The organism is Glutamicibacter uratoxydans (assembly GCF_006539925.1).
In the GTDB taxonomy this organism is placed as follows: Bacteria; Actinomycetota; Actinomycetes; order Actinomycetales; family Micrococcaceae; genus Glutamicibacter; species Glutamicibacter uratoxydans.
In genome coordinates this window covers 1-25,052 of sequence record NZ_BJNY01000011.1, presented here as the reverse complement: position 1 = coordinate 25,052, position 25,052 = coordinate 1, and the positions used below count along the sequence as shown (strand labels likewise).

The following is a 25,052-nucleotide window of genomic DNA, read 5'->3' as shown; positions in this document are numbered from 1 at the left end:
GCAAGGCCGAGAACTCAGGTTCTCGGCCTTCTATTTTGTTGAGGTTCAAGATTGCGAGTCCGACCAGAACTTCTTTTCAATCCGGTCTTCCACAGCAATTTCGCTTTCTACACGCAGTCCCTCGGCCTTCTGGACATCGCGTTCCAGCTTGCTTTCGAGTTTCTGAATGCCAGAAACCTCCCGCGGCTCAAGAAGCAGCGACCGTTCCGCATGTTCCCCGCTGTTCAGTTCCCGCGCCCGTTCAAGCTCTACGTCAAGAACCGCTCCAAAGAGCAGCGATTGATTGGCAATCCAAATCCACAGCAGCAAAACGATGACGCCGCCAATGGTGCCATAGGTTTTGTTGTAGCTGCCGAAGTGGGACACATAGTAGAAAAATCCTGTAGTGGCCAGGCCCAAGACAAGCAGCGCCACAAATGCTCCCGCACTCAAGACCCTGAATCGGGGAGCTTTCACGTTCGGTGCGCCGTAGTAGAGAACTGCCACCAGCATGACTGCAAAGATGATCACCACCGGCCACTTGGCTATGTTCCAGACCGCCACGGCTGTATCACCCAGCCCAATGAAGCTTCCCAATTTCTGGGCAAATGTGCCGGAAAGAATGAAGAGGACTGCCATAATCGCCACGGACACCAGCAAAAAGAGAGTCACCAGAAGCATCAACGGCTTCAGCTTGAGAAACGACCGTCCTTCGTCCACAGAGTAAATCTGGTTCAATGCCCGGCCGAAGGCTCCCACATAACCAGAGGCACTCCAGATCGCACCGAGCAAACCAGCAACAAGCGCGAAACCAGCCGACGGCGCATTGGTCAGCTGCTCAATCGGCTGCCTGAGAGTCGAGACAACTTCGTCGCTGGCAAACTCCCGAATAAGCGCCAGCAATGTTTGGGTCGTTTCTTCAGCTTGCCCGACAACGCCGAGCAGCGAGACGACAGCCAGCAGGGCCGGGAATATCGAAAGCATCGTGTAGTACGTCAGTGAAGCAGCAAGGTCCGTGCATTTGTTCCTTGAGAATTCGCGGGTGGTGCGCCCCAGCGCGTACTTCCACAATTTCCACGGCAGCCGTCGCCGCCTCTTCAGCTCCCTTGTTCTTTCTGCCTCAAATCGCTCTTCTATCCCCGCAAGGTCCGGCACAAGGGTATGGTCGGCGGTTTCGGCTAAGTCTGGTTCAAGGTGCTGTTTCTTTGACATCTTCCTCACCTGCAGGCTACCCGTCTCTGACGTGAAATATTTCTGTCATTCAAACAGCCATAGCCCCCATTGGCAACAAGCCTGCCCATACTGGGGTTCATCTTTCAGGCACAGAAGTTCTGGAGTCAGCGCCTCATGAACAATTTCGAAAGTTCGCTAGCTGCCAGTTACGAGGTCAGAACCGAGCTTCAAAATGAGACCCGCCACCACCACGACGAAGACAATGCGGATAAACTTGCTGCCCTTGGAAATCGCCATTCTTGCGCCAAGGTAGCCGCCGAGCATGTTCATCAGGCCCATGGCCAAGCCCAAGCCGAACAACACATGCCCCGTTGGAATGAACAGCGCCAGCGCTCCGAGATTGGTGCAGAGATTAACGATCTTTGCCTTGGCCGAGGACTGCAGAAAGTTATAGCCAAGCACCGTGACCAGCGCGATGATCAAGAACGAACCGGTTCCAGGCCCGATCATGCCGTCATAGATGCCAATAACCAGTCCGATCCCGATTGCCCGGACGTAATGCTGTGTGCCGGTGAAGCGCAGCCGCGACAGCTCGCCGGCCTTGGGCTTGAGGATGGTAAAGAGAAGAACCGCAATAAGAGCTGCGATGATGATCGGCTTGATCGCGGCTGCGGGAAGAATCGTTGCCAGGCCGGCTCCGCCAAAGGCGCCGAGCATGGCGGTCACCGCCATGGGCAGCGCGGTTTTCAGGTCGGGGCTGGTCCGCCTGTAGTACGTGATCGCGCTGGTTGTCGTCCCAAAAATCGAGCCGAGCTTGTTGGTGGCCAGCGCCTGCACCGGGGTGATGCCGGGAAAGAGGAGCAGCGCGGGCAATTGGATCAGTCCCCCGCCGCCGACGACCGCGTCGATCCACCCGGCACCGAATCCTGCCAATAACAGCAGGAGCAGTGCCCACAGGGAGACCGGTTGGCCGTTGACGGACAGGAAATCTAAAATCTCGTGCACCGCGCTGCTCTCCTATTCAGTTGTGTCCAGCTGCTGGAACTAGCTTAGGCAGAAAGTTCTGCAACAACCTCGGCCACTGCGACGTCGCGGCGTTCGCCGGTGGCGCGGTCCTTGACCTCGACCAGGCCGTCGGCCAGTCCTCGGCCAACCACCACGATGGTTGGGACGCCGATCAGCTCGGCATCGGAGAACTTCACGCCTGCCGAAACCTTCGGGCGGTCGTCGAAGATGACCTCCTTGCCTGCGGCCTCGAACTCGTTGGCGAGCTTCTCCGCAGCTTCCAGCAATTCTGCGCCCTTGCCGGTCACCACAATGTGGATGTCGGCAGGTGCGACCTGCTTAGGCCAGGCCAGGCCGTTCTCGTCATGGTATGCCTCGGCCAGCGCAGCCACCGCACGGGTGACGCCGATTCCGTAGGAGCCCATGGTGACAACCTGCAGCTTGCCGTTCTGGTCCAGAACCTTCAGCTCCAGCGCTTCGGCGTACTTGCGCCCCAGCTGGAAGATATGGCCCATCTCGATGCCGCGTTCGGTGCGCAGCGGACCGGAGCCGTCCGGAGCCGGATCGCCTTCCAGCACGTTCACAGCTTCGATGGTGCCGTCGAAGGTGAAGTCGCGGCCTGCCACCAGTCCGAAGACGTGCTTGCCGTGCTCGTTCGCGCCGGTCACCCAGGAGCTGCCGGAGACTACTCGCGGATCCACCAGGTAGGTGATGCCGCCCTCGGTGTCCTTGCCAAGCAGCTGCTTGTCCAAGCCCAGTGCTGGGCCCAGGTAGCCGGTGACGATCTCGGGATGTGATTTCAGGTCCTCGGCGGTAGCCTGCTCTACGCCGACTTCGCCGTTGATGCCCAGCGCCGCGCCGATGGTTGCTTCCAGGCGCTTCTCGTCGACCTGGCGGTCGCCCGGCACGCCGAGCACCACCAGGTGGCGGTTGCCCTCCGGATCGATGATCGCCAGAACCACGTTCTTCAGCGTGTCCTTGGCTTCCCAGGCGCGGTCGGTGCGCGGGCGCAACTCGTTGGAGACCGCCACCAGGGTGTCGATGGTCGGCGCATCAGGAGTGTCAAGCACCTCGAAGGCAGGCAGCTGCGAGAAGTCGATGTCCTCGGGAACCACGGTGGTCACTGCCTCGACGTTGGCGGCGTAGCCGCCCGGCGAGCGCACGAAGGTGTCTTCGCCGATGGCCGTCGGGTGCAGGAATTCCTCCGACTTGGAACCGCCCATGGCGCCGGCCTGTGCGAAGACCGGAACGACTTCAAGACCCAGGCGCTCGAAGATCTTCAGGTAGGCGCCGCGGTGGGCCATGTAGGCCTCGTCCAGTCCCTCGTCGTCGATGTTGAAGGAGTAGGAGTCCTTCATAATGAACTCGCGGCCGCGCAGCAGGCCGGCGCGGGGGCGTGCTTCATCGCGGTACTTGTTCTGGATTTGGTACAGGTAGACCGGCAGGTCCTTGTAGGAGTTGTACAGGTCCTTGACCAGGAGGGTGAACATTTCCTCGTGGGTAGGAGCCAGCAGATAGTCTGCTTCCTTGCGGTCCTTCAGGCGGAACAAGCCTTCGCCGTACTCGGTCCAGCGTCCGGTCTGCTCATATGGCTCGCGAGGCAGCAGTGCCGGGAAGTGGACTTCCTGGGCGCCGATGGCGTTCATCTCTTCGCGGACGATGGCTTCAACACGGGAAAGAACACGCAGGCCCAGCGGCAGCCAAGTGTAGATGCCCGGGGCTGCGCGGCGGATGTAGCCGGCGCGAACCAGCAGCTTGTGGCTGGCGACCTCGGCGTCGACTGGGTCTTCGCGCAGGGTGCGCAGGAACGTTGTGGAAAGCTTCAAAACCACGCGTGGTGTCCTTTTCCGTATGTCCGCGGCCGTGGATGACGGCGATGGACGTGATAGGCAGAATCTAACAAATCGCGGCCGAGTGAACGGCCTTTTTCAATTCTACCGGTACTTGGGTTCACGCCCGGAATACCCGGGTTTCGTCAGCCGACGTGCACCCAGGGGCGCTTTTGCAGATCGGGCTCTGCCTCGCGCAGCACCTCGCGGGTCAGCGGCGCGATTTCCCCCTGTCCCAGGAACAGGAACTTCGCCAGATTGCTCAGCGGGTTTCCTTCGGTCCAGCGGAAGTAGATGTGCGGCATGACCTCGTATCCGTCCCTGATTGCCAGGCTGACCGCCGCGATGGCCGTTGGCACCGAAGGAGCGGTGGCTTCAAGAATCCAGAATCCGTGGCGGACCAGACCGCGCACCTGGATGTCCTGGGCGAAGTCGGAATAGTCGGACACCTTGACCTCCAAGAACACCACCGGCGCCTTGTCGGAGATGTGGCTTGCAAGCACCGCATGGTGCAGCTTGCGCCGGTACCGTGCCTTGGTCGAATTTGCAGGTTCGTGGGCGATCAACTGCAAGATGCCCCGGCGACCAGAGGCGGCGATCAATTCTTCGGCGGCAGCGTCGAAGCTGACCGAGGTGGCGCGCAGTTCGGTGGAGCGGCGGAACCTGGATATCAGCGAGACCAGCAGCACCGCGGTGATGAAGAACGCGGCGATCTTCAGGCCTTCAGGCCGCTCCAGGCAGTTGACCACCGTGGTGTAGAGGAAGACCAGGGAAACAATGGTGTACATGACTGTCTTGCCGCGCTCGCGCTTGCGGCGGGCAGAGATCGTCACGGCAACCGCAGCAGACGTCATCAGCACCAGCACGCCGGTGGCATAGGCGGCACCCTGGGCATCGACGTCGGCATCGAAGCGCCAGGTGATGGCTAGGGCCACGGCAATGACCACGACCACCAGCGGTCGCACGGCCTTCGCCCATTCCGGCGCCATGCCAAAGCGCGGCAGGTAGCGCGGGATCAGGTTGAGCAGTCCGGCCAAGGCTGAAGCGCCGGCAAACCACAGGATGAGGATTGTCGAGACGTCATAGAGCGTGCCAAAGCCGTCGCCCAGCAGCCGGTGCGCCAGCCAGGACAGGGCGCGGCCGTTCGCGCTGCCGCCTTCCTGGAATTCGGGGGCGGGAATCAGCACCGTGGTGACCACCGAGGAGAGCACCAGAAAGCTGCTCATGATCAAAGCTGCGGTGGTCAGCAATTTGCGCGCGCCTCGGATGCGGCCGGCCGGGTTTTCTTCGGTGTCGCCGGGTTTGGCTGAGATCTGCGGCATGACGGCCACGCCAGTTTCAAAGCCTGAGAGTCCCAAGGCAAGCTTGGGGAAGACGATCAGGCAGACCAGCAGCATCATCAGCGGGTCGCCGTGGGCGGTGAACAGCGATTCCATCCAACTGCTGATGCTCACCGGATGCTGTGCAATGTCTGCCAGCGACACCGCGATCACTATGAGGTTCAGGCTCAGGAAGGTCCCGACCAACGTCACAGCGATCCAGATGACTTCGTTGAAGCCGCGCATGAACAGGGCGCCGAGCAGCAGCAGCAAGATGATGGTGATGGGGACCTGCTTGCCGGTGAACCATTGGGGTGTGAAGGGGTTCTCGATCAGGTGGGCTGTGGCATCTGCCGCGGACAAGGTCGCGGTGATCATGAAGTCCGTCGCCGCAAATCCGAGCAGCACCAGCACCAGCAGCTTGCCCTTCCAATGTGGCAGCAGCCGTTCGAGCATGGCGATCGAGCCTTGGCCGTGAGGCGACTCCCCCGCGACCCCGCGGTACACCGGCAATGCGGCGCCGAGGGTGACGGCAACCAAGATCAGCGTTGCAAAGGGCGCCAGGGCTCCAGCCGCCAACGCGGCGATGGCTGGCTGATAGCCGAGCGTTGAGAAATAATCCAGGCCTGACAGGCACATGACCTGCCACCATTTTCCAGCGCGGTTCTTGCCGTCGCTGTCATCTTCTCTGCCGACGGATTGGTCGTTGAGCCACCGGTATAGACGGCGGCGCGGCGTATCCGCGGCCGAAGACGAAGAGGGTGTCATTCCCTCGACATTCATCTTCACGAATGAGTACTGTACGCCTGTCGCAGGACTTCAGCACCATTTTCCTTCAACTTTTTCAGGCTGTCGTTTTTCGAAGTCAGCCCGGAAAACAAGAGGTACTGAATCCTTAGGATTTTCTAAGAATTCAGCACCCTGTAAGCCTTGGAGCAGCGCTACTTGGCGGCGGCCTTGACCTCTGCCACTGCCTTGTTCATCTCTTCGGTCAGCTGCTTGACGACCTTGTCTTCCGATTCCGACTCGTCACCGGAGATTCCAATGGCGATGACGTTGGATCCTACGATGCCCTGGATCTGGTAGCTCCCGCCGGGAACTTCCTGCCCGCCCATTTTGACGGTGCTGGTTGATACGTAAGTGACATCAGCGTCGGAGGTGGCATCGAGGATTTTCGCCCCTGCTTCCACTTCCTGTCCGGCAATGCTCATGGTGAACTTGTCGCAACCCTGCAGGTCCTTGGAGCTAGCCAGCTCCTTGGCCTTGTCGAGCTTCGACGCATCTTCATAGCCGGCGACGCTGTAGCTGGTTGCCTGCATCGGGTTGCTGCCCGGTACCGTTGCAGCAGCCATGTTAATGCCGCTCAGATCCCCGATGTTTTGCTGGGAAACGAATTCTGCGCACTTCTTCGGCTTGATTTCCATCTGCTCGATGAGCTTCTGGGCCTGTGGGATGGAGGCTGCCAGGGTGTCGCCATCCATGATGATCGCGTCTTCGCTGTCCCCGGCAAGCTTCTTGACGATGGCGGTTGCCTGCTCAGAGGTCAGTACGGCCGAGGCTTCCGGGCTTGCAGCTTCGGTATTCTGCGCTGGCGCGCTTTGTTCTGCCGGCTGGGTGGCAGAATCCGACTTGTCTGCTGCGGTGTCTGAACCGCCGCAGCCCGACAGTGCCAATGCGGCGGCCAGCGGGAGCAGCACCAATGCGCGTTTCTTCATTTCAGGATGTCCTCAGAACTAGGGAGCGATGTGCCACTCACTCTATTTCAAAACCGGGTAGAAATAAAACACATTCAGCGATAGTTACTTGGCCGCGTCGATCTGGGCAAAGGCCTTGTTCGCCAGTTCTACCGCTTGCGCGCTCAATTCGGCAGGCTCTGCCATGCCGGTCTGGAAGGTGACGATCACAAAGTTGCGGCCTTTGAGCGCCTGGACGACGGTGGAACTGAGCTTCTGGTCGGCTCCCGCATCCAGCTGCGTGGACATCGTCAGTGCCTGGTCGGCTTTGACATCCAAGGGAAGGATCTGACGACTCGCATTGAGCGTTTCGCCGCCCTGCTCGACGGTGATGTCTTTGCAGCCGTCGATATTGTCCAGGGTCAGCGCCTGCGAAATCTTCTGGAGCGTGTCGTCATCGGTGATGGAGAAAACCTGTATTACCTTGCCCAGTTTCTCGTCGGTTACCGTGCCGGTGGCCGAAATTGATCCAGTCAGGTCGGTCACCGAGTATTTTTCCATTTGCTGCGCGCATTTTTCGGGTTTGATCCCGCCTGCAGACTTCACGTCTTTGGCCATTTGCAGCTGCTGCTGCATCGTATCGTTACCGACGATCATCACAGACGGATCCTCACCCAGAAGATCCTTCACCACGGTTTCAACCTGCTCAGCGCTCAGGTTGCCCTGCTTCGGCTCGGTTTGCGCTGAGGCTCCGCCCGGAGCGGGTGCCTCACCTTGATCGGCCGATGAGCAGCCGGTCATGAGCAGGGCCAGTGCCATGGGGATTGCCAGCAATCCGCGTTTTTTCGACATTGTCATTCCTTCGGCCAAGGACTACTTGATCTTGTCCAAGACAGCGTTGATGGTTTCGGTCGCAGCATTCAGCTGCTGCGCCGTCTGATCTTTTGTGGTGGTTTGCTGGATGCCAATGAGGATATTGGCGGAAGCTGAACGGATGCTCAGCTGCTGGGAAGTGCGCGACCCATCGCTGCCGGTAACGACATATCCTTCGTTGAGCGGGGCGTTGCTTTTCACCTGCTGCTTTGCAAGGTGGAAGGCTCGTGACTGCCCTTCGGATTTGACCGAGTAGCGTGAGCATTCGGCGTTCGCCGCGGCGTGTGCATCCCAAGCAGTTTTCAGGGTGGCCGCGTCAGGGTAGATCGCAACGGTGATGAACTGGTCTTTGAGCTCGACCGCCCCCATGACAGAGTTTTTCAACTGTTCGGCGATCGGTGAGGCGAAGGTGACGCCGCACTTGCTGGGCATGATCTCAACATTTTCCAGCCACTGCTGGGCCTTGGGGATCGTCTTGCGCAGCTGCGCATCGGTCAAGATTTTCGCTTCAGAGCTGTTCTGCGAAAACTCTGTCAGCGCCCGGTTCAAGCCGTCAGCCGACTGCGCCACCGGCTGCGCTACCGACGGACCTGCAATTTGGGTGCTGGGGGTGCTGCACGCTGTAGCAGAAAGAGTCAGGGCAGCAATGGCGGCGCCAGCAACTAGTCGTCTTCGGCCTTCGCGCACTGCACTTCCCATCATTTACGGCGATTCCCCACGAGTCTAATGGATTCGGAAGCTGGAAGCCCGTTAGACACCAGCGCCGCCGCGCTCCCGGCGGGACTCTAGAACAGGATCGTTGCGAAGGTTCCGACCTGTTTGAACCCCACCTTTTCATAGGTTCTGACAGCTGCGTGGTTGTAGTCGTTCACGTACAAGCTGACGATTGGCGCGTGCTGCAGGGCGTAGTCGACGGTGGCGGCCATGTAGCCGGCGGCTAGGCCGTGCCCACGATATATAGGATTGATCCAGACTCCCTGGATCTGCGCCACTTGATCCGTGACGGTCCCAAGATCGACCTTGAAGACGATATTTCCCAGCTCGTCCATGTCGATCAGGGTATGCCCCTGCCGGATGAGCTGGCGCACGCGGCCGCGGTAGAAGCTTCCGCCATTGTCCAGGGGCGAGTAGCCCAGTTCTTCTTCAAACATTGCGGCGCTGGCTGGCAGCACCTTATCGAATTCACTGGGCTTGGCGGGGCGCAGTTGCCTGCGGACAATCCCCTGCGGGTTGCTGCGCATTTCCATGAGCGGCTGGTTTTCACGCACGTCGAAGATCGACTGGGGCCCGGTGGCCAGCACCTCGTGCATTGCAAGCACGGATCGCGCGGGCCCGAAGACCGAGGCGAAGCGCTGCCGGGTGGCCAGGGCCATCAGCGCATATTCTTGGGCCTGCTCTTCGCTCATGTTGGTGGGCGACATGTTGGCGCCCACCCAGCATGCAGAGAGCAGGCCTTCTTCACCGTCGACGCCCAATACGTGGGCGAAACCGTCAGGCACTGCAGAACGGTGCAGGTCGACCTGGGAGCGGGTGAAGATATTCGCGACGGGGTCTCTGTCGAGCAACGCAACCAGGGCCGCAGTGTCCCTGCGGCCCAGAATGCGCGGCTGTCCCTCGTCGACGCGTCGGATGTGCTTAGCCGACGGTGACCATTGGAGAACCCGAGGAAGGATTCTCGTCATTGCCCAGATCCATTTCTGCCGCCAAGCGGTTGGCTTCTTCAATCAGGGTTTCAACGATCTGGTCTTCGGGAACGGTCTTGATGACTTCTCCCTTGACGAAGATCTGGCCCTTGCCGTTGCCGGAGGCAACACCCAGGTCTGCATCGCGGGCCTCGCCCGGTCCGTTGACAACGCAGCCCATCACAGCCACGCGCAGTGGAACTGACATGCCTTCCAAGCCTTCGGTGACCTGATCGGCCAGGGTGTATACGTCGACCTGGGCACGGCCGCAGGAAGGGCAGGAGACAATCTCAAGCTTGCGCGGGCGCAGGTTCAGCGCTTCGAGGATCTGGTTGCCCACCTTGACCTCTTCAACCGGCGGAGCCGAGAGCGAGACGCGGATCGTGTCACCGATGCCCTTGGACAGCAGGGCGCCGAAAGCAGTAGCTGACTTGATGGTGCCCTGGAAGGCAGGTCCTGCTTCGGTGACGCCCAGGTGCAGCGGCCAGTCGCCGCTTTCAGCCAGCAGCTCATAGGCGCGGACCATAATCACCGGGTCGTTGTGCTTGACCGAGATCTTGAAGTCGTGGAAGCCATGCTCTTCGAAAAGCGACGCTTCCCAGATTGCCGACTCAACCAGCGCCTCCGGGGTGGCCTTGCCGTACTTCTGCAACAGGCGGCGGTCCAGCGAACCGGCGTTGACGCCGATGCGGATCGAGGTGCCGTGGTCCTTGGCCGCCTGGGCGATTTCCTTGACCTGGTCGTCGAACTGGCGGATGTTGCCGGGGTTCACGCGCACCGCGCCGCAGCCAGCCTCGATGGCGGCATAGACGTACTTGGGCTGGAAGTGGATATCCGCAATGACAGGGATCTGCGACTTCATCGCAATGATCTTCAGCGCTTCGGCGTCTTTATCCGTTGGGCAGGCAACGCGCACAATATCGCAGCCGGTGGCCGTCAGCGCGGCGATCTGCTGCAGCGTCGCGTTGATGTCATGGGTTTTGGTCGTGGTCATGGACTGGACCGAAATCGGCGAGTCAGAACCCACGCCAACAGAGCCGACTTGAATCTGGCGGGTCTTACGACGTGGTGCGAGAACCGGCGGTGGGGCTGCCGGCATGCCTAGGCTGACCGAAGTCAATGGACGCCTCCGAATTGATTGTGGGTAATACTCTTTACCAAGTATGTCACCGTCTGCAGGCAACGGGGTACTGATGCGAGAAAGGCCACGGCGTCACACCGTGGCCTTCACTCTACGATGCCGCGGATCATTTACTTAATCCACGACGTCACACACTAGTTTGCTTCTGCAACTGCCTTGATGCCGCTGAGCACTGCGGCTACCTGCTCGACGACCTCTGCGTCGTCCTTCGGGTGCAGCTCGGCAAAGCGGACCACCGAGTTCGGGATGGCCAGCTTGACGTCTTCAAGCACGTTGGCGCCGGCGATGTTCAGCGCCTTGCGGGCTTCGTCCTGAGCCCACACGCCGCCGTACTGGCCGAATGCGGTGCCCACGACTACCGATGGCAGGTCCTTGACGGCGCCGGAGCCGAATGGGCGCGACAGCCAGTCGATGGCGTTCTTCAGCACAGCTGGCATGGTGCCGTTGTACTCCGGGGTGATCAGCATCAGGGCATCGGCTTCCGTTGCCGCATCGCGCAATGCCTGTGCGGCTGCTGGCACGGCGCCTTCAACGTCGTTGTCCTCGTTGTAGAAAGGAATGTTCTCCAGTCCCGAGTACAGCTGGACCTCGACGCCTTCCGGGGCATTGCTGGCGCTGGCTTCGGCCAGCTGCTGGTTGGTCGAGCCGTTGCGCAGGGAACCGACGAGGGTGAGGACCTTAGTAGCCATAGGGGGCTTCTCCTTTAGTGCAGAAAAATAAACAAGCTGACGCTTCATCTACTTTCAACTAGAGTGACCGGAAGATAATTCCGTTCGTTCCCATGACCTGCATCACTTTTCTTGGTGCAGTAGGCGCTTCTAGTCCATCGGCGGGCGCCGCCGCAGGGCCTTGGTGGACGAACGGTTGGCCTTGGAAGTCAGGCGCCGCTTCACCGATCCCCTGGTGGGCTTGGTCTGCTTTCGCACCGGCGAATCCGGTGCGAAAGCCGCCTGGACTATTTCAATCAGCCGTTCTTGGGCATCAATTCTGTTGCGCCACTGCGAGCGCTCTTGGGAGGAAGCAATGGTCAGGACGCCGCGGTTCAGCTTCCCGCCCAGCTTGTCGATCAGCCGCTGCCTTTGCCACGCACTGAGCGCCCTAGAGTCGAACACCGACCAGGACAATTCAACCCGTGAATCGGTGGTGTTCACGTGTTGCCCGCCGGGTCCGGAAGAACGGGAGAAGTTCCATTTCAGTTCCGAGGACGGGATGCTCAGCGTGCGGGATATCTTGAGGTCCATGGCATTGGTTTCTGATGAAAACGGGTTTCTAATAAAAACAGTGGCTGATCCTCTCATGAATCAGCCACCGTTTGATCTTTTGCTTTTTAGGATGCGTACTCGTTGAGCAGCCCGGTCACCGGGTTCCACTCGGTGAGGATTGACTTCGCGACAGCTCCGGACAGCTTGAATGGGTCGTTGTCCAGCACCTTCACGAGTTCTTCTTCGCTCTGCGCCGCCATGATCAGCAGGGCGCCGTCATTGGCAGGGGTTGGACCCGATGCCAGCAGTCGAACGCTTGCATCTTCGGCCAAGAAGCCGCCCAGGTATTCGCGGTGCTTCGGCCGGTGCTCATTGCGCAGTTCGGTGGAGTTCTCGGCGTAAACATATTCAACAGCAAAAACAGTCATATCTTCAGCTTATTCCTCGAGGCTAGAACAATTGAATCGGCTTAAAAATGTCTGCATATATTAAGAGGCCACCCATCAGTAGCATGCCCACGACCACCACGTAGGTCAGCGGCAGCATCTTGATGGTGTCAACCGGCTTGATGTTCTTGATGCCCAAAACCTTGGCCACTGTTCGCTTGACTCCCTCGTAGAGAGCGCCGGCAACATGCCCGCCGTCCAGTGGGAGCAGGGGAATCAGGTTGAAGGCGAACAATGCGAGGTTCAATCCGCCTGCCAAGGAAAGCAGGGTGGCGAATTTGTCGCTGACGGAGATCGAATCTTGAGCGGTGATCTCACCTGCGATGCGGCCCACGCCCACGATGGACACAGGACCGTTGGGGTCGCGTTCTTCGCTGCCAAAGGCTGCCTGCGCAACGTCGACCATGCGCTGCGGCAGGTGCACGATGATATTGCCGATGTTTGCCAGCTGGTCGCCGATCACTCCCGGCACCTCGCTCAATGGCATCTCGATGTTGGCTACCGTGGAGCTCATGCCGACAAAGCCAACCTTGTCCATTACATAGTTGCCATGTTCGTCCTTGACCGCGTTGCCTTTGTCATCCATGGCTGGGCGCTCGGTGAGATAGGGCGTGAGTTCGGTGCTGTGGCTGGCGCCGTCGCGAGTGTAGTCAAGTGAAATCGACTGACCCGGGTTGTCCCTGATGACATCCGTCAGCTTGGTCCACTCCCCCTGCGCCACCGGTGTCCCGTTCACCGCAGTGATCGTGTCCCCGGGCAGCAGCCCTGCCTTATAGGCCGGGGCTTCTGGATCCTTGTCGGTGCACTGGGTCTGCGTGGTGTTCTGCGCGGATCCGATGCACTGGTACACCTCGGAAACCGTCGTGGTGGTGGTTGGCACGCCGAAGGTTGTCAGGACCACGCCGATCAGCACGAAGCCGATGATCAAGTTCATGAACGGCCCGCCGAGCATGATGATGATGCGCTTGTAGATCGGCAGCTGGTAGAACATCCTGCCGTGGTCTTCGGGACGGACGTTTTCGTTGGCCTGCGAGCGCGCGTCGTCCACCATCTGGCCAAAGATGCGCTGGAAGAAGTTCGGCTTCTTCCCCGGAACGTTCGATTCTTCTGCATCGGCAGCGCGCGGAGGGTACATGCCGACCATCGAGATGTAGCCGCCCAGCGGCAGCATCTTGATCCCGTACTGCGTCTCGCCGCGCTTGAACGAGACCAGCGTCTTGCCGAAGCCGATCATGTACTGCGGTACACGCAGGCCGAACAGCTTGGCAGGAACCAGGTGGCCTACTTCGTGCAGGGCAATGGACAAGCCGATGACGAGCACCATGAACAGGATGCCGCCGATGAAAAGTACTGTGCTCATGAGCTTGCGTCCAAAATCTTCGCGGCGTGCGCCCTGGCCCACTTGTCGGTTTCCAGCACTACTTCCGTGCACAGTTCCGCATTCACCGGCGTGTAGGCGTCCAGGACCCGTTCGACGGTTTCAACAATGTCGGTGAACTTGATCAAGCCGTCGTGGAAGGCATCCACGGCAACTTCATTCGCGGCGTTGTAGACAGCCATATGGGTACCTGATGCAGCGGCTGCCTGCTTGGCGATCTTCACCGCCTTGAACACCTCTTCATCCAGAGGCTCGAAGGTCCAGGTGGACGCCGTGGAGAAGTCGCATGGCTGCACTGCGCCGGCGACGCGGTGCGGCCAGTTCATTCCCAGGGCGATGGGCAGGCGCATGTCCGGCGGCGAGGCCTGGGCAATCACCGAACCGTCGATGAACTCGACCATCGAGTGGACGATCGACTGGCGGTGGACCACCGGCTGGATCTTCTCCAGCGGAACATCAAAGAGCAAGTGGGCTTCGATCACTTCCAGGGCCTTGTTGACCATGGTCGCGGAGTTGGTGGTGATGACCTTGCCCATCGCATAGGTCGGATGGGCCATGGCCTGCTGGGGCGTCACCTCGCGCAGCTGCTCGTAGCTGTAGCCGAAGAAGGGGCCTCCCGAGGCCGTCACAATCAGCTTGGCTACTTCGTCAGCAGAGCCGGAGCGCAGTGCTTGGGCCAGCGCTGAATGCTCTGAATCCACCGGCGCGATTTGGCCCGGGGCGGCGAATTGCTTGACCACCTGTCCGCCGATGATCAATGACTCCTTGTTGGCCAATGCCAGCAGGTGGCCTGCCTGCAGCGCGGCAATCGTCGGTTCCAGCGCGATGGCCCCGGTGATGCCGTTGAGCACCACATCCGATTCGGCGTACCCGGCCACTGCAGTGGCGGCCTGAGGACCCGCGAATAGTTCCGGCGTATATCCCGAAACCGATGCATCTTCGGCAGCCTGCTTGATCGCGGCGGCCAATTCATCAGTTGACTCGACGGCGCTGCCGACGACTGCAGGACGGTACTTCACAGCCTGCCGTGCCAACAGCTCCACGTTGTATCCGCCGCTGATCGCGGCGACGCTGAACTTTTCAGGCGCGCCATCGACGACTTCCAGACCTTGAGTGCCAACCGATCCGGTAGATCCAAGCAACGTGACGCGGCGTGGTTCTCCGGCGGGAAAAGAGAAATCTTGGGTGCTCACCCCACCATTATGGTGGTACTAACTGTGAGCACCCAAAGATTGGCCCTCGGTTTGCCGGCCTGTTAGAGCCCCAGGCTCCTGGCGATCAGCAGCTGCTGCACCTGGGTGGTGCCCTCGCCAATTTCAAGGATCTTCGAATCGCGGTAGTGGCGGCCCACCAGCGATTCGTTCATGAAGCCGTAGCCGCCAAAGACTTGTGTAGCATCGCGGGCGTTGTCCATGGCCGCTTCGCTGGCGATGAGCTTTGCGTGTGCGGCCTCAACTTTGAAGTCCTTGCCGGCGAGCATCTTCGCAGCTGCCGCATAGTAGGCCAGCCGGGCCGAGTGGACCCTGGTGGCCATGCGCGCGAGCATGAAGGAGATTCCCTGGTTTTTGCCGATAGGCGTTCCGAAAGTGGTTCTCGTTTTGGCATAGGCCACTGCTTCGTCAAGGCAGCCCTGCGCCGCGCCAGTGGCCAGCGCCGCAATCGCGATGCGGCCCTCGTCAAGAATCTTGAGGAAGTACGAGTACCCGCGCCCGCGCTCCCCTAACAGGTTTTCTTCCGGCACACGGGCCGCGTCGAAGTGCAGCGGGTGGGTGTCGCTGGCCCGCCAGCCGACCTTGTCATAGGCCGGGGCTACGGTGAACCCTTCGGTGCCCGAAGGAACGATAATTGTTGAAATCTCCTTGGCGCCGGTGGCCTCGTTGACTCCGGTCTGTGCGGCCACGGTCACCAGCGAGGTGATGTCGGTGCCGGAGTTCGTGATGAATTCCTTGGCGCCGTCGATGACCCACTGGCCGCCCTCCAGCTTGGCCCTGGTGTGGGTGGCCGAAGCATCGGATCCGGCGCCCGGCTCGGTCAGGCCGAACCCGGCAAGCTTTTGCCCCGCCGCGAGCTCAGGCAGCCACTTTTCCTTCTGTTCTGCGCTGCCAAAGCGGTAGATGGGCATCGCGCCAAGTGAAACGCCCGCTTCCAGCGTGATCGCAACCGACTGGTCGACCTTGCCCAGTTCCTCGAGCGCCAGTGCGAGGTGGAAGTAGTCTCCGCCCGATCCTCCGTATTCTTCGGAGATCGGCAGGCCGAAGAGCCCCAGCTCCCCCATCTGCTTCACAATGTCGTAGGGAAACGTCTTATTTGCATCATTGGCTGCGCTCTGTGGAGCGACGACCTGCTGGGCAAATTCACGAACGAGATTCACCAGGTCTTGGTACTGTTCGTCGAGTTCTAGATCAAGCATTGCTTGCTGCCTCCATCAAAGTCTCCAATCCCGGCCCACATGGTCTGTGGGCGGAAGGTGACGGGCCGGTCGCTGTGACGCCAGTACTACTTGGAAGCTCACATCAGGGCGAGTATGGTTAATATCTATTAACTGGTTGCCACAGCGTCCAAGCATCCGTCTTGATTTTGACACTAGTGGCACGCATCACAGTTGTCCATAGTCGGGCTTGGTATTCGTAAGGAGATAATGCCGTTGGCTAGGTATCAGCCACTCAACGAACCAACAGACCGCGAGCGGGCCAAGGCCGAGCGCCGCGATGCCCTGCTGCGCGAGGCAACCAGGCTCTTTGCCCAGCACGGCTATGCAGGAGTCTCTCTGGAGGACCTGGGTGCCGCCTGCGGGATCTCAGGGCCGGCGGTCTACCGTCACTTTGCCGGCAAACAGGCGGTCTTGATTGCGCTGCTCGTGGATATGTCCAAGGACATCTATGCCGGAGGGCAGAAGGCCGCCGATCTGGACGGAGAACCGATTGAGGTGCTTTCGCGTCTTGTCGACTTCCACACCGATTTCTCGCTCTCGCGCCCAGATATCCTCCAGGTCCAGGACCGGGACTTGAAGTCACTGCCTAAAACCGAGCTCGCCTTAGTTCGTAAACTTCAGAATGCCTACATCGCCTTGTGGACCGAACAGTTGGCGAAACTACATCCGAATGACTCCGCCCAATCCCAGCGTTTCCGGGCTCACGCGGTCTTTGGTCTGTTGAACTCAACCGCCCATTCGGCCCATAATCCACGCACTAAAAAATCTGGTTTGAAGCCTTTACTGTCGAATATGGCCCTTGCGGCTTTGACTTCACCGGTAGTCTAGTTTTAAGCCCTTGACCACGAGGCCTGCCATCCGGCAGACTTCCCACACGATTGAAAGGCCTTTGCCGTGCAGCTACGTGAAGTCCGCGCTTCCGACTTGGACGCATTCTTCGCTCATCAGCAAGAACCCGAGGCGAATCTTATGGCCGCCTACCAGGCGCGCAATCCCTCGGATCGTGCGGTGTTCGATCACCACTGGAACCAGATTCTCAACGACCCGACCGTGCTGGTTCGCACCATTGAACACGACGGCGATGTTGCCGGCTCGATTCTTGTTTTCGACGGCGAACAGCCCGAGATCAATTTCTGGACCTCCACTAAGTTCTGGGGCAAGGGAATCACCACCAGCGCAGTCGACGCATTCTTGCAGGAATACACCAAGCGTCCGCTGACTGCCCATGTTGTACAGGACAACCTCGGTTCGATCAAGGTGTTGGAGCGCCGCGGCTTCAAGATCATCGGCACCGAGCAGATCTTCTCCAACGCCCGTGCAGAGGTCGTCACCGAGAACGTGATGCAGCTGGACTAGCAGAGTCCACCGACGCAAAGAAGGAGCTGGCCGCACGCGGCCAGCTCCTTCTTCCTTTTAATTCTCAGCATCATCCGACGCTACTGGCGCGGACCGTAGTATCCCTTGCCCCGGTCCATGTCTTCCCGCGCCTTGCGCAGCGCCTGGGCCGTCTGCGGATCCACGTCCTCAAGTTCGTCGGCCTTGCGGTCAAGCCCGCGAAACGCGCCCAGCACGAAGGGCAGGGCGCACAACGCAATGACCACCACCACGATAACGACTGACGCAAAATCCATGAGCTGATCCTTTCGACGGTTTGGGCGAGTTTACTACGCGTCTTGGCAGACCCAGCCTTCAGGCAGCGAGCCGCCGGCCAAAAGTCCTGCAACTCGACGCTGGTCTTCTTCTCCCAAGCTCTGGTCCATATGCGGGTAGATGATCGGTTCTTCCTTGGAATTGTGGTTGTCGAGCAGCGCCAGCAGTTCCTGGCAGTCGCTGCCCAGCGTTGCCGAATCGCCGGAAGCGGAGCGGATCGATTCTTCCAACACATCCATGCGGCGCCACAGTTCGCCGTGCTCGCGGCGCATCACCATCAGCGGCATCTGCAGCATGCCCTGGGGCAGGTAGGGAAAGACGATCTCCTCTTCCAGGTAGATATGCCGTCTCAAGGCGTCAACAACCCGCAGGAGCGGCCGTGCCCGGGTTGCCGCATCGTTTTCTTCTGAGTTGAGGTACTCCTCGATGCCCGCATCAATTTCATGGTGTTCGCGGGTGAATGCCTCAGCCAAGGATGCATCGGAAAGTTCCGGCGAATGTGCGCTCAATTTGTGCCCCCATTGTCAACGGTCTGGTGGACTGTCCATCATGGCCTATCTACACAGTAGGCACATTGGCGGTTAAGTTGCGAGGACCGGTTCAAAGATCATCTCTTTGAACCGGTCCTCGGCACAGTTTTCGCTACTTGCCGCTGTTCAACGCACGCCATGCCTCGCGGCGCACAGCCTGTTCGTGCGGGTCAGGCACCGGCGCCGCGGCCAGCAGGCGGCGGGTGTAGTCGTGCTGCGGATTGTGCAGCACGGTCTTGACCAGTCCCTGCTCCACCGCCTTGCCTGACTGCATCACCACCACGTGGTCCGCCAGCATGTCGACCACTGCCAGGTCATGGCTGACGAACAAGCAGGCGAAGTTGAAGTCCCGCTGCAGCTCCTGCAGCATCTCCAGCACCACTGCCTGCACCGACACGTCCAACGCACTGGTTGGTTCGTCGGCAATCAGCAGTTCGGGGCTCAAGGTCAGCGCACGGGCAATGCACACGCGCTGGCGCTGGCCGCCGGAGAGCTCGTGAGGATAGCGATTGATGACGTTGCGCGGCAGCTTCACCGCGTCCAGCAGCTCCTCGGCGCGCTTGATCCGCGAGGCCTTGGTGCCTTCCTTGTGCACGACCATTGGCTCGGTGATGCATTCACCAATGGGGAATCGCGGGTTCAGCGAAGCCGCAGGGTCCTGGAAGATCACGCCGATCTTGCGGCGCACAGCGCGTGCTTCCCGCGGCGAGAGCTTGGGCAGGTTCTGTCCATTGATTTCCAGCGAGCCTCCGGCTACCGGAAGCAGGCCGATGACCGCCTTGGCGATGGTCGACTTGCCGGAGCCGGACTCGCCCACGATGCCGATGACCTCGCCCTTGGCGACGTCGAAGCTGACGCCTTCCACTGCACGGAACTTGGTGCCGCGCATGTCGTATTCAAGCACCAGGTCCTTGGCTTCGAGGACCAGCTCGCGGCCCTTGGCGGCGTTTTCCTCAGCGTGTCGCGCAATCTCGTCCACATGGGCCGAGGAGAGCTTTGGCACCGCTGCCAGCAGGCGTTGGGTGTATTCGTGCTGCGGGTGCAGCAGCACCTGGTCAACCGATCCGGTCTCCACCAGGTTGCCCTGGAACATCACTGCCACCTGGTCCGCCATGTCTGCCACGACGCCCATGTTGTGGGTGATCAGCAGGATGCCGGTGTTCAGGCGGTCCTTCAGCTCGCGCAGCAGGTCCAGGATTTCGGCCTGGACCGTCACATCGAGCGCTGTCGTCGGCTCATCGGCGATGATGACCTTCGGATCACAGGAGATCGCCATGGCAATCACGATGCGCTGGCGCTGGCCTCCGGAGAACTGGTGCGGGTACTGCTTGATGCGCTTGGCAGGATCGGGGATGCCCACCAGGGTCAGCAGCTCGACCGCGCGCTCGGTGGCCGCCCTGCCGTAGGCGATGCCGTGCAGTTCCAGCGCTTCGGTCAGCTGGCGTTCGATGGTCAGCACCGGGTTCAGCGCGGTCATCGGCTCCTGGAAGACCATGGCGATGTCGGTAGCGCGCATCTTGCGCATCTTGCCCTGGTCCAGGCCGACCACGTTGACGTTGCCGACCTTCGCTTCGCCGGTGACGCTGGCGTTGGAGGGCAGCAGGCCCATGGCCGCGGTGGAGGTCACCGACTTGCCCGAACCGGACTCGCCCACCAGGGCGACCACTTCGCCCGGGCGCACCGACAGGGACAGGCCCTTGACCGCATGCACCTCGGGGCCCGAGGTTTCGAAGGTCACCTGCAGGTCTTTGAAGCTCAGTGCGTACTCGCCTGCGGAATTCTCAGATACTGGTGCGGCGTGGCTCATGGCTTCTCCTTGCGGGTTGGCATGGCAAACAGGCCCGCACGGCGGCGGCGGCGCTTGCCGGTCTGGCGTGGGTCGAAGGCATCTCGCAGCCCGTCGCCCAGGAAGTTCACTGCTAGGGCGATGACCACGATGGTCATGCCAGGCCACCAGAACAGCCACGGCCGGGTGAGGAAGGCGTTCTGGTACTGGCTGATCAGCAGGCCGAGGGAGGATTCAGGCTGCTGGACGCCGAAGCCAAGGAAGGACAGCGAAGATTCGAGCAGGATCGCTCCCGCGATGGCGAAGGTCGCGTTGACCACGATCACGCCGATGGTGTTCGGCAGCAGGTGCTTGAAGATCACGCGGGAGGTCCGCGAACCCATGGCCTGGGCGGCGGAGACGTATTCGCGTTCGCGCAGCGACAGGATTTCGCCTCGCACCAGACGGGCCAGGCCGGTCCAGGTCACCAAGCCCAGCACAACTGCCAAGGCGATGATGGAGGTTGAACCGCGTCCGGCGATCTGGCCGAGCACGGCGGCCAGCACCAGCAGCGGGATCACGATGAACAGGTCGGTGATGCGCATCAGCACTTCGTCGACCCAGCCGCGGAAGTAGCCTGCCACGGCGCCGATCACAGCGCCAAGGAAGGTGCCGACCAGGCCGACGACGACGCCGATGATGATCGACTTCTGGGTTCCATTCATAACCAGGGCGAAGTAGTCCTTGCCCACGGAGTCCTGCCCAAAGGGATGGTCTCCCCAGGCGATTCCGGAGCCGCCGAGCCATGTGGGCAGCAGCGAGAAGGTCGGCTTGCCGCCGTTGACGACGGAGCCGGCGTCCAGGTAGCTCTGCTTCCACCATCCGGGGACCGGGCCGAAGCCGATGGAGGTGAAGGCCAGCAAGGTCACCAAGACCAGGACGACAGCGGAGACCATGGCCGGCTTGTGGCGCAGGAAGCGTTCGAGCACAATGCGCGACTGGCTCTTCGACTGTTCGGTCGTGGCAGCAAGTTTCGCGTCTTCGACCTCGGCAATAGACGTCAGGTTCTCCGGCGCCTTTTCGTTTGTGTTACTCATCGAGTGTCCTTATTTCCCTAGACGCGGATCCGCGGATCGAGCAATGCGTAGACGATATCTGCCAGCAGGTTGAAGAGCACTGCTGCGGTACCAGTGACCAAGAAGAATGCCATGACCGGTGCCGGATCGATGGCGTGCAGGCCGGTGATGAACAGGTCGCCCATGCCCTTCCAGCCGAACACTGTTTCAGTCACCACTGCGCCGCCGATCAGGCCGGCGAAGTCGAAGGCCGCGATGGTGGCGATCGGGATCAGCGCGTTGCGGAATGCGTGGCGGAAGATCACTGTGCGTTCGCTCAGGCCCTTGGACCGGGCGGTGCGGATGTAGTCCTGCTGCTGCACTTCAAGCATCGAGGAGCGGGTGTAGCGCGAGTAACTGGCCAGGGAGATGATCGCCAGGACGATGGTCGGTAGCAGCAGCTGAGTCGCGTTGTCCAAGAAGGAGTCCCAGTACCCGCCGCCAAGGTTGGCGGTCGAGGAGCCGATAGTGGCAATGGGGCGGCCCTTGAGGTCCAGGAAGCCCGGCCAGGCGCGGAAGATGTGGTCAAGGACGGTCAAGCCGGCTCCGACGAAGCCCACCAGTGCCGAAACGCTGGCGGCGGCCTTGGACAAGCGCCCGCCCATGAACTTGCCGATCAGCGCCGGAACTGCCACTGCCAATGCGCCGCCGATGACCAGCAGCCAGGTGTTTGCGTCCTGCAGCAGCCAGAAGGTGGCGTAGTACATGCCCAAAACCAGCACCACGGTGATCAGTGCAGGGTAGAGAACCTTCTTTTCCTTCAGGCCGACGGTCATCGCGGTGGCCGACAGGGCCAGCAGCAGCGTCAGGACCACCAAGATGGCCGGACCCATCTGCGGGTAGCGGTAGAAGTTCAGCCAGACGCTGTACTGCAGCAGCAGCGGGACGAACACTGCGGTGATGATGAAGGTCAGGCCGCGGCGCTTGAGCGAACCTGCCAGCAGCATCTGCAGGGCCAAGCCGACGACGACGCCGATGAGGATGCTTGTCCCAATGGATATCTGGGGATCTTCAAGCCAGTTGTTGTAGCCAATGGCCATGTATTCCTTGAGCAGCACGGCAGCCCAGAACACAGGAAGTGAGAAGAACAGGAAGGTCAGGAACGTCACCAAGTAGTCTAGGCCCGAGTACTGGCGCACAGCGGTGAGCACGCCGATGGCGATGCCCAGGATGGCCGCGATAATCGTTGCCAGCAGCACCAGGCGCAGGGTCGAGGACGCTGCGTTGGCCAGCAGGCCGGTGACCTCGATGCCATTGACGTTTTTGCCCAGATCGCAGGATCCTACGAAGCAGCGGCCGACGCCGCCGAGCCAGGTGATGTACCTCAGGTACCAGGGCTGTTCAAGATTCATGTAGTCGATGCGCTGTTGCATCAAGTACTCGCGGTTCTTGGCGTTGGATTCCCTCAAGTCTCCGAGCGGGTCTCCGGAGTTGATGACCAAGACATAGAGCAGCAGCGATGCGGCGAATAGTACGCCGACGGCCGACCCCAATCTCTTGAGAATAAACTTCAACACGGTTCTAATGTCCTCTTTCTTCTCACCTATTGGCGCTTGCGCCACCCGGTGCTGGTGGCGGACACACCGCGGGGCCCGATGGTGATCGGGCCCCGCGGGCGCTCACAGTTGGTGTATGCGGTTGGTTTGCCCTAGGGCTTACTCAGCGCGTACCCACTGCTCGGCGTTCCAAACGATGCCACTCTGGGTGGCGGTGTGGCGGACATTCTGGATGTCGGAGCTCGATGCGCTCAGACCTGGGTGCGCGAAGACTGGGATGCCGTACAGGTCGTCCCACAGCAGCTTCTCGATCTTCTTGGTCTGTTCCAGGTGGACTGCTGGGTCCAGCGAGGTTGCAAGCTTCTCCCAAGCGGCGTCGACTTCCTTGTTGGAGTACTTGCCGTAGTTCTGCGGCTTGCCGGTGGCGTAGATGTTCTGGCCGGAGGTGATCTGGCCCGAACCTGCCCAAGCGAACAGGGCTACTTCGTAGTCGCCGCGCTCCTGGGTGCCGCCCGGTGCGAAGAACTTCGGATCGCCTGCATCCTTGATCTTGAAGCCTGCCTTGTCGCACGAGGACTTGATGGCTGCAACTTCGTTGGAGCGGCGCTCGTTTGGTGCGGAGTAGCCGATGCGGATTTCGGTTCCGGCGGCGCCGGCCTCGTCGACCAGCTTCTTGGCGCCTTCGATGTCCACGTTGTCGTAGCGGCCGTCGTAGGCTGCTGCCTCAACATCCTTGTAGTTTTCCTGGAATGGGAAGACTTCGCGCAGGTTCATGACCACGGCTTCAGGGTTCAGCGGCTTGACCAGGTTGTCGACAATCTCCTGACGAGGAACGCACATGGCGAATGCCTCGCGCAGCTTCTTGTCGGTCATGGCGTTGCCCTTGCGGAAGTTGAAGTCCAGGTGCTCCCAGGTCAGGGTGTCGCCCTGCTCAATGTTCACAGCCTTGCCAAGGCCCTGCAGCTGAGCCAGGGTGTCAACGGTTGGCTGTGGGCTGATGACGTCGAGGTCCTTGTTCTGCAGTGCCTGCACCATGCCGGTGTCAGCCAGGAAGCGGAAGTTCAGGTTCTTGGTCGCCGGCTTGGTGCCGTAGTAGTTCTCGTTGGCGGTCAGGGTGACGGACTCGCCGGCCTTCCAGGAATCCAGCTTGTATGGGCCGGAAACAGGAATGTCTTCCTCTGCTGGCAGGGTGCCTGGCTTGGTGGTCCAGCCTTCGTTCCAGAACTTGGCGGCCTTCTCGAGCTTCTTGGAGTCGCCGTCGCGAACTGCCTTCACGAACTCATCGGTGCTCAGGCCGCCCTTCTTGGCAACCACGTGGGCTGGCTGCAGCATCCAGCTCTGGATGGCCCAGTCTGGATCCGGGTTCTTGAAGGTGACGGTGAATTCCTTGCCGTCGGCAGCGCCTTCAGGGCCCTTTGGAACGGTGTCGCCAAGGTCGGTGGAAACCGAGGAGAACAGCGGCTTGTCCTTGGAACCGGAGTTCAGGTTCAGGTTCTGCACGGCCCATGCGAGCACAGCGTCGGCGGTGGTGATTGGGGTGCCGTCGGACCACTTGGCATTTTCAGCGATGGTGTACTTGATGGTCAGCGGATCGTCGCTGATCTTCTCGTAGGAGCCAAGGTCGGTGTTCGGGTAGATCTTGCCGTCGGTGCCAGCGTAATTGAAGCTGGCGAACATGCGGTCGTCGATGGCCGAGTTGTAGGTCGAGTACGACTGTGGGGTGAATCCGTTGTAGCTGATGAATTCAGGAGCGCCAACGGTGACCTTGATGGTGTCATCTTTGGTGGTGACGTCGCCCAGATCGGCCAGACCGGAGTTGGTGACTTCTGCGCCGCCGTTGCCGGAGCCGGTGCTCTCACTTGCCTTTGGGGCAGCGTCGCCGCCGCCTGGTGCACAGGCCGACAGGGCCAGAGCCATAGCCGCACCTACGACGACTGCTTTCGAAACGCGCTGAAACCGCATTTCGCCTCCTTGAAATTTCGATTGATACGAGTTCTGATCCATCGGATTCAGTGTGGATCAAGTCACATACCCGACCCAATGACCAATAGACTAACCGGAATTTGCCAAGTTGGATATAGCAAAGACTCGTTTCAGATCACGATTTAGGCGCATGATCCTTGGATATCAACAAGGTCCCGGTTACTGCCCAGTCACAGAGAGCCAGCTCACATCCGCAAGATTTCAAGGATTTCTTTCAGATTGGGAAAAATCAATCAGGATCGCGTTTATCGGCGCGATACCGGGAAAAAAGTTTTATAACATTTTTGCAACATTTGCTTCATGTCACGTAAACGTAAAACAAGTCGTGAATATTTTCTTTGATTACGGCTCTGATGACAGCAAAAAGGGCGCCGTCACCTTT

General features: G+C 60.3%; 24 protein-coding genes. 3 read left to right on the top strand and 21 right to left on the bottom strand.

All coding sequences use genetic code 11. From position 1 onward, the window contains the following. Positions 1-45: 45 nt before the first annotated feature. The 15 genes from AUR04nite_RS10375 to AUR04nite_RS10305 form a co-directional block, all read right to left on the bottom strand. Positions 46-1,191, bottom strand: a complete 1,146-nt coding sequence (locus AUR04nite_RS10375) for a YihY/virulence factor BrkB family protein (RefSeq protein WP_141364688.1) — start codon at positions 1,189-1,191, stop codon at positions 46-48. Positions 1,192-1,347: 156 nt separating this feature from the next. After that, entirely contained in the window at positions 1,348-2,148 is an 801-nt protein-coding gene (locus tag AUR04nite_RS10370; RefSeq protein ID WP_407646688.1) for a TSUP family transporter, read from the bottom strand. A 53-nt stretch (positions 2,149-2,201) separates the two neighbouring features. Then, positions 2,202-3,989 carry a proline--tRNA ligase gene (locus AUR04nite_RS10365; RefSeq protein ID WP_141364684.1) on the bottom strand — a complete coding sequence of 596 codons (1,788 nt, stop codon included), beginning with the start codon at positions 3,987-3,989 and terminating at the stop codon, positions 2,202-2,204. 143 nt (positions 3,990-4,132) lie between these two features. Next, on the bottom strand, positions 4,133-6,073 hold the full coding sequence (locus AUR04nite_RS10360) for an APC family permease (RefSeq protein ID WP_407646687.1): 1,941 nt from the start codon (positions 6,071-6,073) through the stop codon (positions 4,133-4,135). 173 nt (positions 6,074-6,246) lie between these two features. Further along, a complete protein-coding gene (locus AUR04nite_RS10355) occupies positions 6,247-7,020 on the bottom strand; it encodes a hypothetical protein (protein ID WP_141364682.1) in 774 nt (257 codons plus the stop codon). Between the two features lie 84 nt (positions 7,021-7,104). Beyond that, complete coding sequence (locus AUR04nite_RS10350) at positions 7,105-7,848, bottom strand: hypothetical protein (protein ID WP_170184169.1); 744 nt, start codon at positions 7,846-7,848, stop codon at positions 7,105-7,107. A gap of 3 nt (positions 7,849-7,851) precedes the next feature. Then, complete coding sequence (locus tag AUR04nite_RS10345) at positions 7,852-8,553, bottom strand: hypothetical protein (protein ID WP_141364678.1); 702 nt, start codon at positions 8,551-8,553, stop codon at positions 7,852-7,854. Positions 8,554-8,636: 83 nt separating this feature from the next. Beyond that, the gene (locus tag AUR04nite_RS10340) at positions 8,637-9,533 is read right to left on the bottom strand and encodes a GNAT family N-acetyltransferase (protein WP_246055482.1); all 897 of its coding nucleotides are present in this window, start codon (positions 9,531-9,533) and stop codon (positions 8,637-8,639) included. Then, positions 9,487-10,653, bottom strand: coding sequence for a flavodoxin-dependent (E)-4-hydroxy-3-methylbut-2-enyl-diphosphate synthase (ispG, locus tag AUR04nite_RS10335; RefSeq protein ID WP_141364676.1), 1,167 nt, complete (start codon positions 10,651-10,653; stop codon positions 9,487-9,489). Before ispG ends, AUR04nite_RS10340 begins: the two co-directional genes overlap by 47 nt. 155 nt (positions 10,654-10,808) lie before the next feature. Continuing rightward, positions 10,809-11,363 (bottom strand): NAD(P)H-dependent oxidoreductase, encoded by a 555-nt coding sequence (locus tag AUR04nite_RS10330; protein WP_141364674.1) that lies wholly within the window; start codon positions 11,361-11,363, stop codon positions 10,809-10,811. A gap of 129 nt (positions 11,364-11,492) precedes the next feature. After that, positions 11,493-11,915, bottom strand: a complete 423-nt coding sequence (gene arfB / locus AUR04nite_RS10325; protein ID WP_141364672.1) for an alternative ribosome rescue aminoacyl-tRNA hydrolase ArfB — start codon at positions 11,913-11,915, stop codon at positions 11,493-11,495. An 86-nt stretch (positions 11,916-12,001) separates the two neighbouring features. After that, entirely contained in the window at positions 12,002-12,304 is a 303-nt protein-coding gene (locus AUR04nite_RS10320) for a YciI family protein (RefSeq protein WP_141364670.1), read from the bottom strand. Positions 12,305-12,326: 22 nt separating this feature from the next. Further along, positions 12,327-13,682 (bottom strand): M50 family metallopeptidase, encoded by a 1,356-nt coding sequence (locus AUR04nite_RS10315; protein WP_141364668.1) that lies wholly within the window; start codon positions 13,680-13,682, stop codon positions 12,327-12,329. Then, positions 13,679-14,893 carry a 1-deoxy-D-xylulose-5-phosphate reductoisomerase gene (gene dxr / locus AUR04nite_RS10310; RefSeq protein WP_141364666.1) on the bottom strand — a complete coding sequence of 405 codons (1,215 nt, stop codon included), beginning with the start codon at positions 14,891-14,893 and terminating at the stop codon, positions 13,679-13,681. The genes AUR04nite_RS10315 and dxr overlap by 4 nt, the downstream gene beginning before the upstream one ends. 62 nt (positions 14,894-14,955) lie before the next feature. Beyond that, positions 14,956-16,110: an acyl-CoA dehydrogenase family protein gene (locus tag AUR04nite_RS10305; protein ID WP_141364664.1), complete on the bottom strand. Its 1,155-nt coding sequence runs from the start codon at positions 16,108-16,110 to the stop codon at positions 14,956-14,958. A gap of 234 nt (positions 16,111-16,344) precedes the next feature. Here AUR04nite_RS10305 and AUR04nite_RS10300 point away from each other — a divergent pair, with 234 nt between their 5' ends. Beyond that, entirely contained in the window at positions 16,345-16,959 is a 615-nt protein-coding gene (locus AUR04nite_RS10300; RefSeq protein ID WP_407646685.1) for a TetR/AcrR family transcriptional regulator, read from the top strand. A 66-nt stretch (positions 16,960-17,025) separates the two neighbouring features. Beyond that, positions 17,026-17,487 carry a GNAT family N-acetyltransferase gene (locus tag AUR04nite_RS10295; RefSeq protein WP_141364660.1) on the top strand — a complete coding sequence of 154 codons (462 nt, stop codon included), beginning with the start codon at positions 17,026-17,028 and terminating at the stop codon, positions 17,485-17,487. Positions 17,488-17,567: 80 nt separating this feature from the next. On the opposite strand, the gene AUR04nite_RS10290 is transcribed toward AUR04nite_RS10295, so the two are convergent. The 6 genes from AUR04nite_RS10290 to AUR04nite_RS10265 form a co-directional block, all read right to left on the bottom strand. After that, positions 17,568-17,762 (bottom strand): hypothetical protein, encoded by a 195-nt coding sequence (locus AUR04nite_RS10290; RefSeq protein ID WP_141364658.1) that lies wholly within the window; start codon positions 17,760-17,762, stop codon positions 17,568-17,570. A 33-nt stretch (positions 17,763-17,795) separates the two neighbouring features. Next, entirely contained in the window at positions 17,796-18,290 is a 495-nt protein-coding gene (locus tag AUR04nite_RS10285; protein WP_141364656.1) for a hemerythrin domain-containing protein, read from the bottom strand. A 133-nt stretch (positions 18,291-18,423) separates the two neighbouring features. After that, positions 18,424-20,118, bottom strand: coding sequence for an ABC transporter ATP-binding protein (locus tag AUR04nite_RS10280; RefSeq protein ID WP_141364654.1), 1,695 nt, complete (start codon positions 20,116-20,118; stop codon positions 18,424-18,426). Beyond that, positions 20,115-21,173, bottom strand: coding sequence for an ABC transporter permease (locus AUR04nite_RS10275; protein WP_141364652.1), 1,059 nt, complete (start codon positions 21,171-21,173; stop codon positions 20,115-20,117). Before AUR04nite_RS10275 ends, AUR04nite_RS10280 begins: the two co-directional genes overlap by 4 nt. 17 nt (positions 21,174-21,190) lie before the next feature. Next, positions 21,191-22,708, bottom strand: a complete 1,518-nt coding sequence (locus AUR04nite_RS10270) for an ABC transporter permease (protein ID WP_141364650.1) — start codon at positions 22,706-22,708, stop codon at positions 21,191-21,193. 138 nt (positions 22,709-22,846) lie between these two features. Next, positions 22,847-24,649 carry an ABC transporter family substrate-binding protein gene (locus tag AUR04nite_RS10265; protein WP_141364648.1) on the bottom strand — a complete coding sequence of 601 codons (1,803 nt, stop codon included), beginning with the start codon at positions 24,647-24,649 and terminating at the stop codon, positions 22,847-22,849. 151 nt (positions 24,650-24,800) lie between these two features. Here AUR04nite_RS10265 and AUR04nite_RS18170 point away from each other — a divergent pair. Continuing rightward, the coding region (locus AUR04nite_RS18170) for a hypothetical protein (protein WP_218024673.1) at positions 24,801-25,052 on the top strand (252 nt) is incomplete at its 3' end.

Excerpts from the sequence above, each read along its gene's own strand:
- arfB (WP_141364672.1), bottom strand. The coding sequence starts at position 11,915 with ATGGACCTCAAGATATCCCGCACGCTGAGCATCCCGTCCTCGGAACTG.
- AUR04nite_RS10360 (WP_407646687.1), bottom strand. The coding sequence starts at position 6,073 with ATGACACCCTCTTCGTCTTCGGCCGCGGATACGCCGCGCCGCCGTCTA.
- AUR04nite_RS10315 (WP_141364668.1), bottom strand. The coding sequence starts at position 13,682 with ATGAGCACAGTACTTTTCATCGGCGGCATCCTGTTCATGGTGCTCGTC.
- AUR04nite_RS10345 (WP_141364678.1), bottom strand. The coding sequence starts at position 8,553 with ATGATGGGAAGTGCAGTGCGCGAAGGCCGAAGACGACTAGTTGCTGGC.
- AUR04nite_RS10275 (WP_141364652.1), bottom strand. The coding sequence starts at position 21,173 with ATGAGTAACACAAACGAAAAGGCGCCGGAGAACCTGACGTCTATTGCC.
- AUR04nite_RS10280 (WP_141364654.1), bottom strand. The coding sequence starts at position 20,118 with ATGAGCCACGCCGCACCAGTATCTGAGAATTCCGCAGGCGAGTACGCA.
- AUR04nite_RS10375 (WP_141364688.1), bottom strand. The coding sequence starts at position 1,191 with ATGTCAAAGAAACAGCACCTTGAACCAGACTTAGCCGAAACCGCCGAC.
- AUR04nite_RS10355 (WP_141364682.1), bottom strand. The coding sequence starts at position 7,020 with ATGAAGAAACGCGCATTGGTGCTGCTCCCGCTGGCCGCCGCATTGGCA.
- AUR04nite_RS10320 (WP_141364670.1), bottom strand. The coding sequence starts at position 12,304 with ATGACTGTTTTTGCTGTTGAATATGTTTACGCCGAGAACTCCACCGAA.
- AUR04nite_RS10330 (WP_141364674.1), bottom strand. The coding sequence starts at position 11,363 with ATGGCTACTAAGGTCCTCACCCTCGTCGGTTCCCTGCGCAACGGCTCG.
- AUR04nite_RS10290 (WP_141364658.1), bottom strand. The coding sequence starts at position 17,762 with ATGGATTTTGCGTCAGTCGTTATCGTGGTGGTGGTCATTGCGTTGTGC.
- AUR04nite_RS10340 (WP_246055482.1), bottom strand. The coding sequence starts at position 9,533 with ATGACGAGAATCCTTCCTCGGGTTCTCCAATGGTCACCGTCGGCTAAG.
- AUR04nite_RS10265 (WP_141364648.1), bottom strand. The coding sequence starts at position 24,649 with ATGCGGTTTCAGCGCGTTTCGAAAGCAGTCGTCGTAGGTGCGGCTATG.
- AUR04nite_RS10305 (WP_141364664.1), bottom strand. The coding sequence starts at position 16,110 with ATGCTTGATCTAGAACTCGACGAACAGTACCAAGACCTGGTGAATCTC.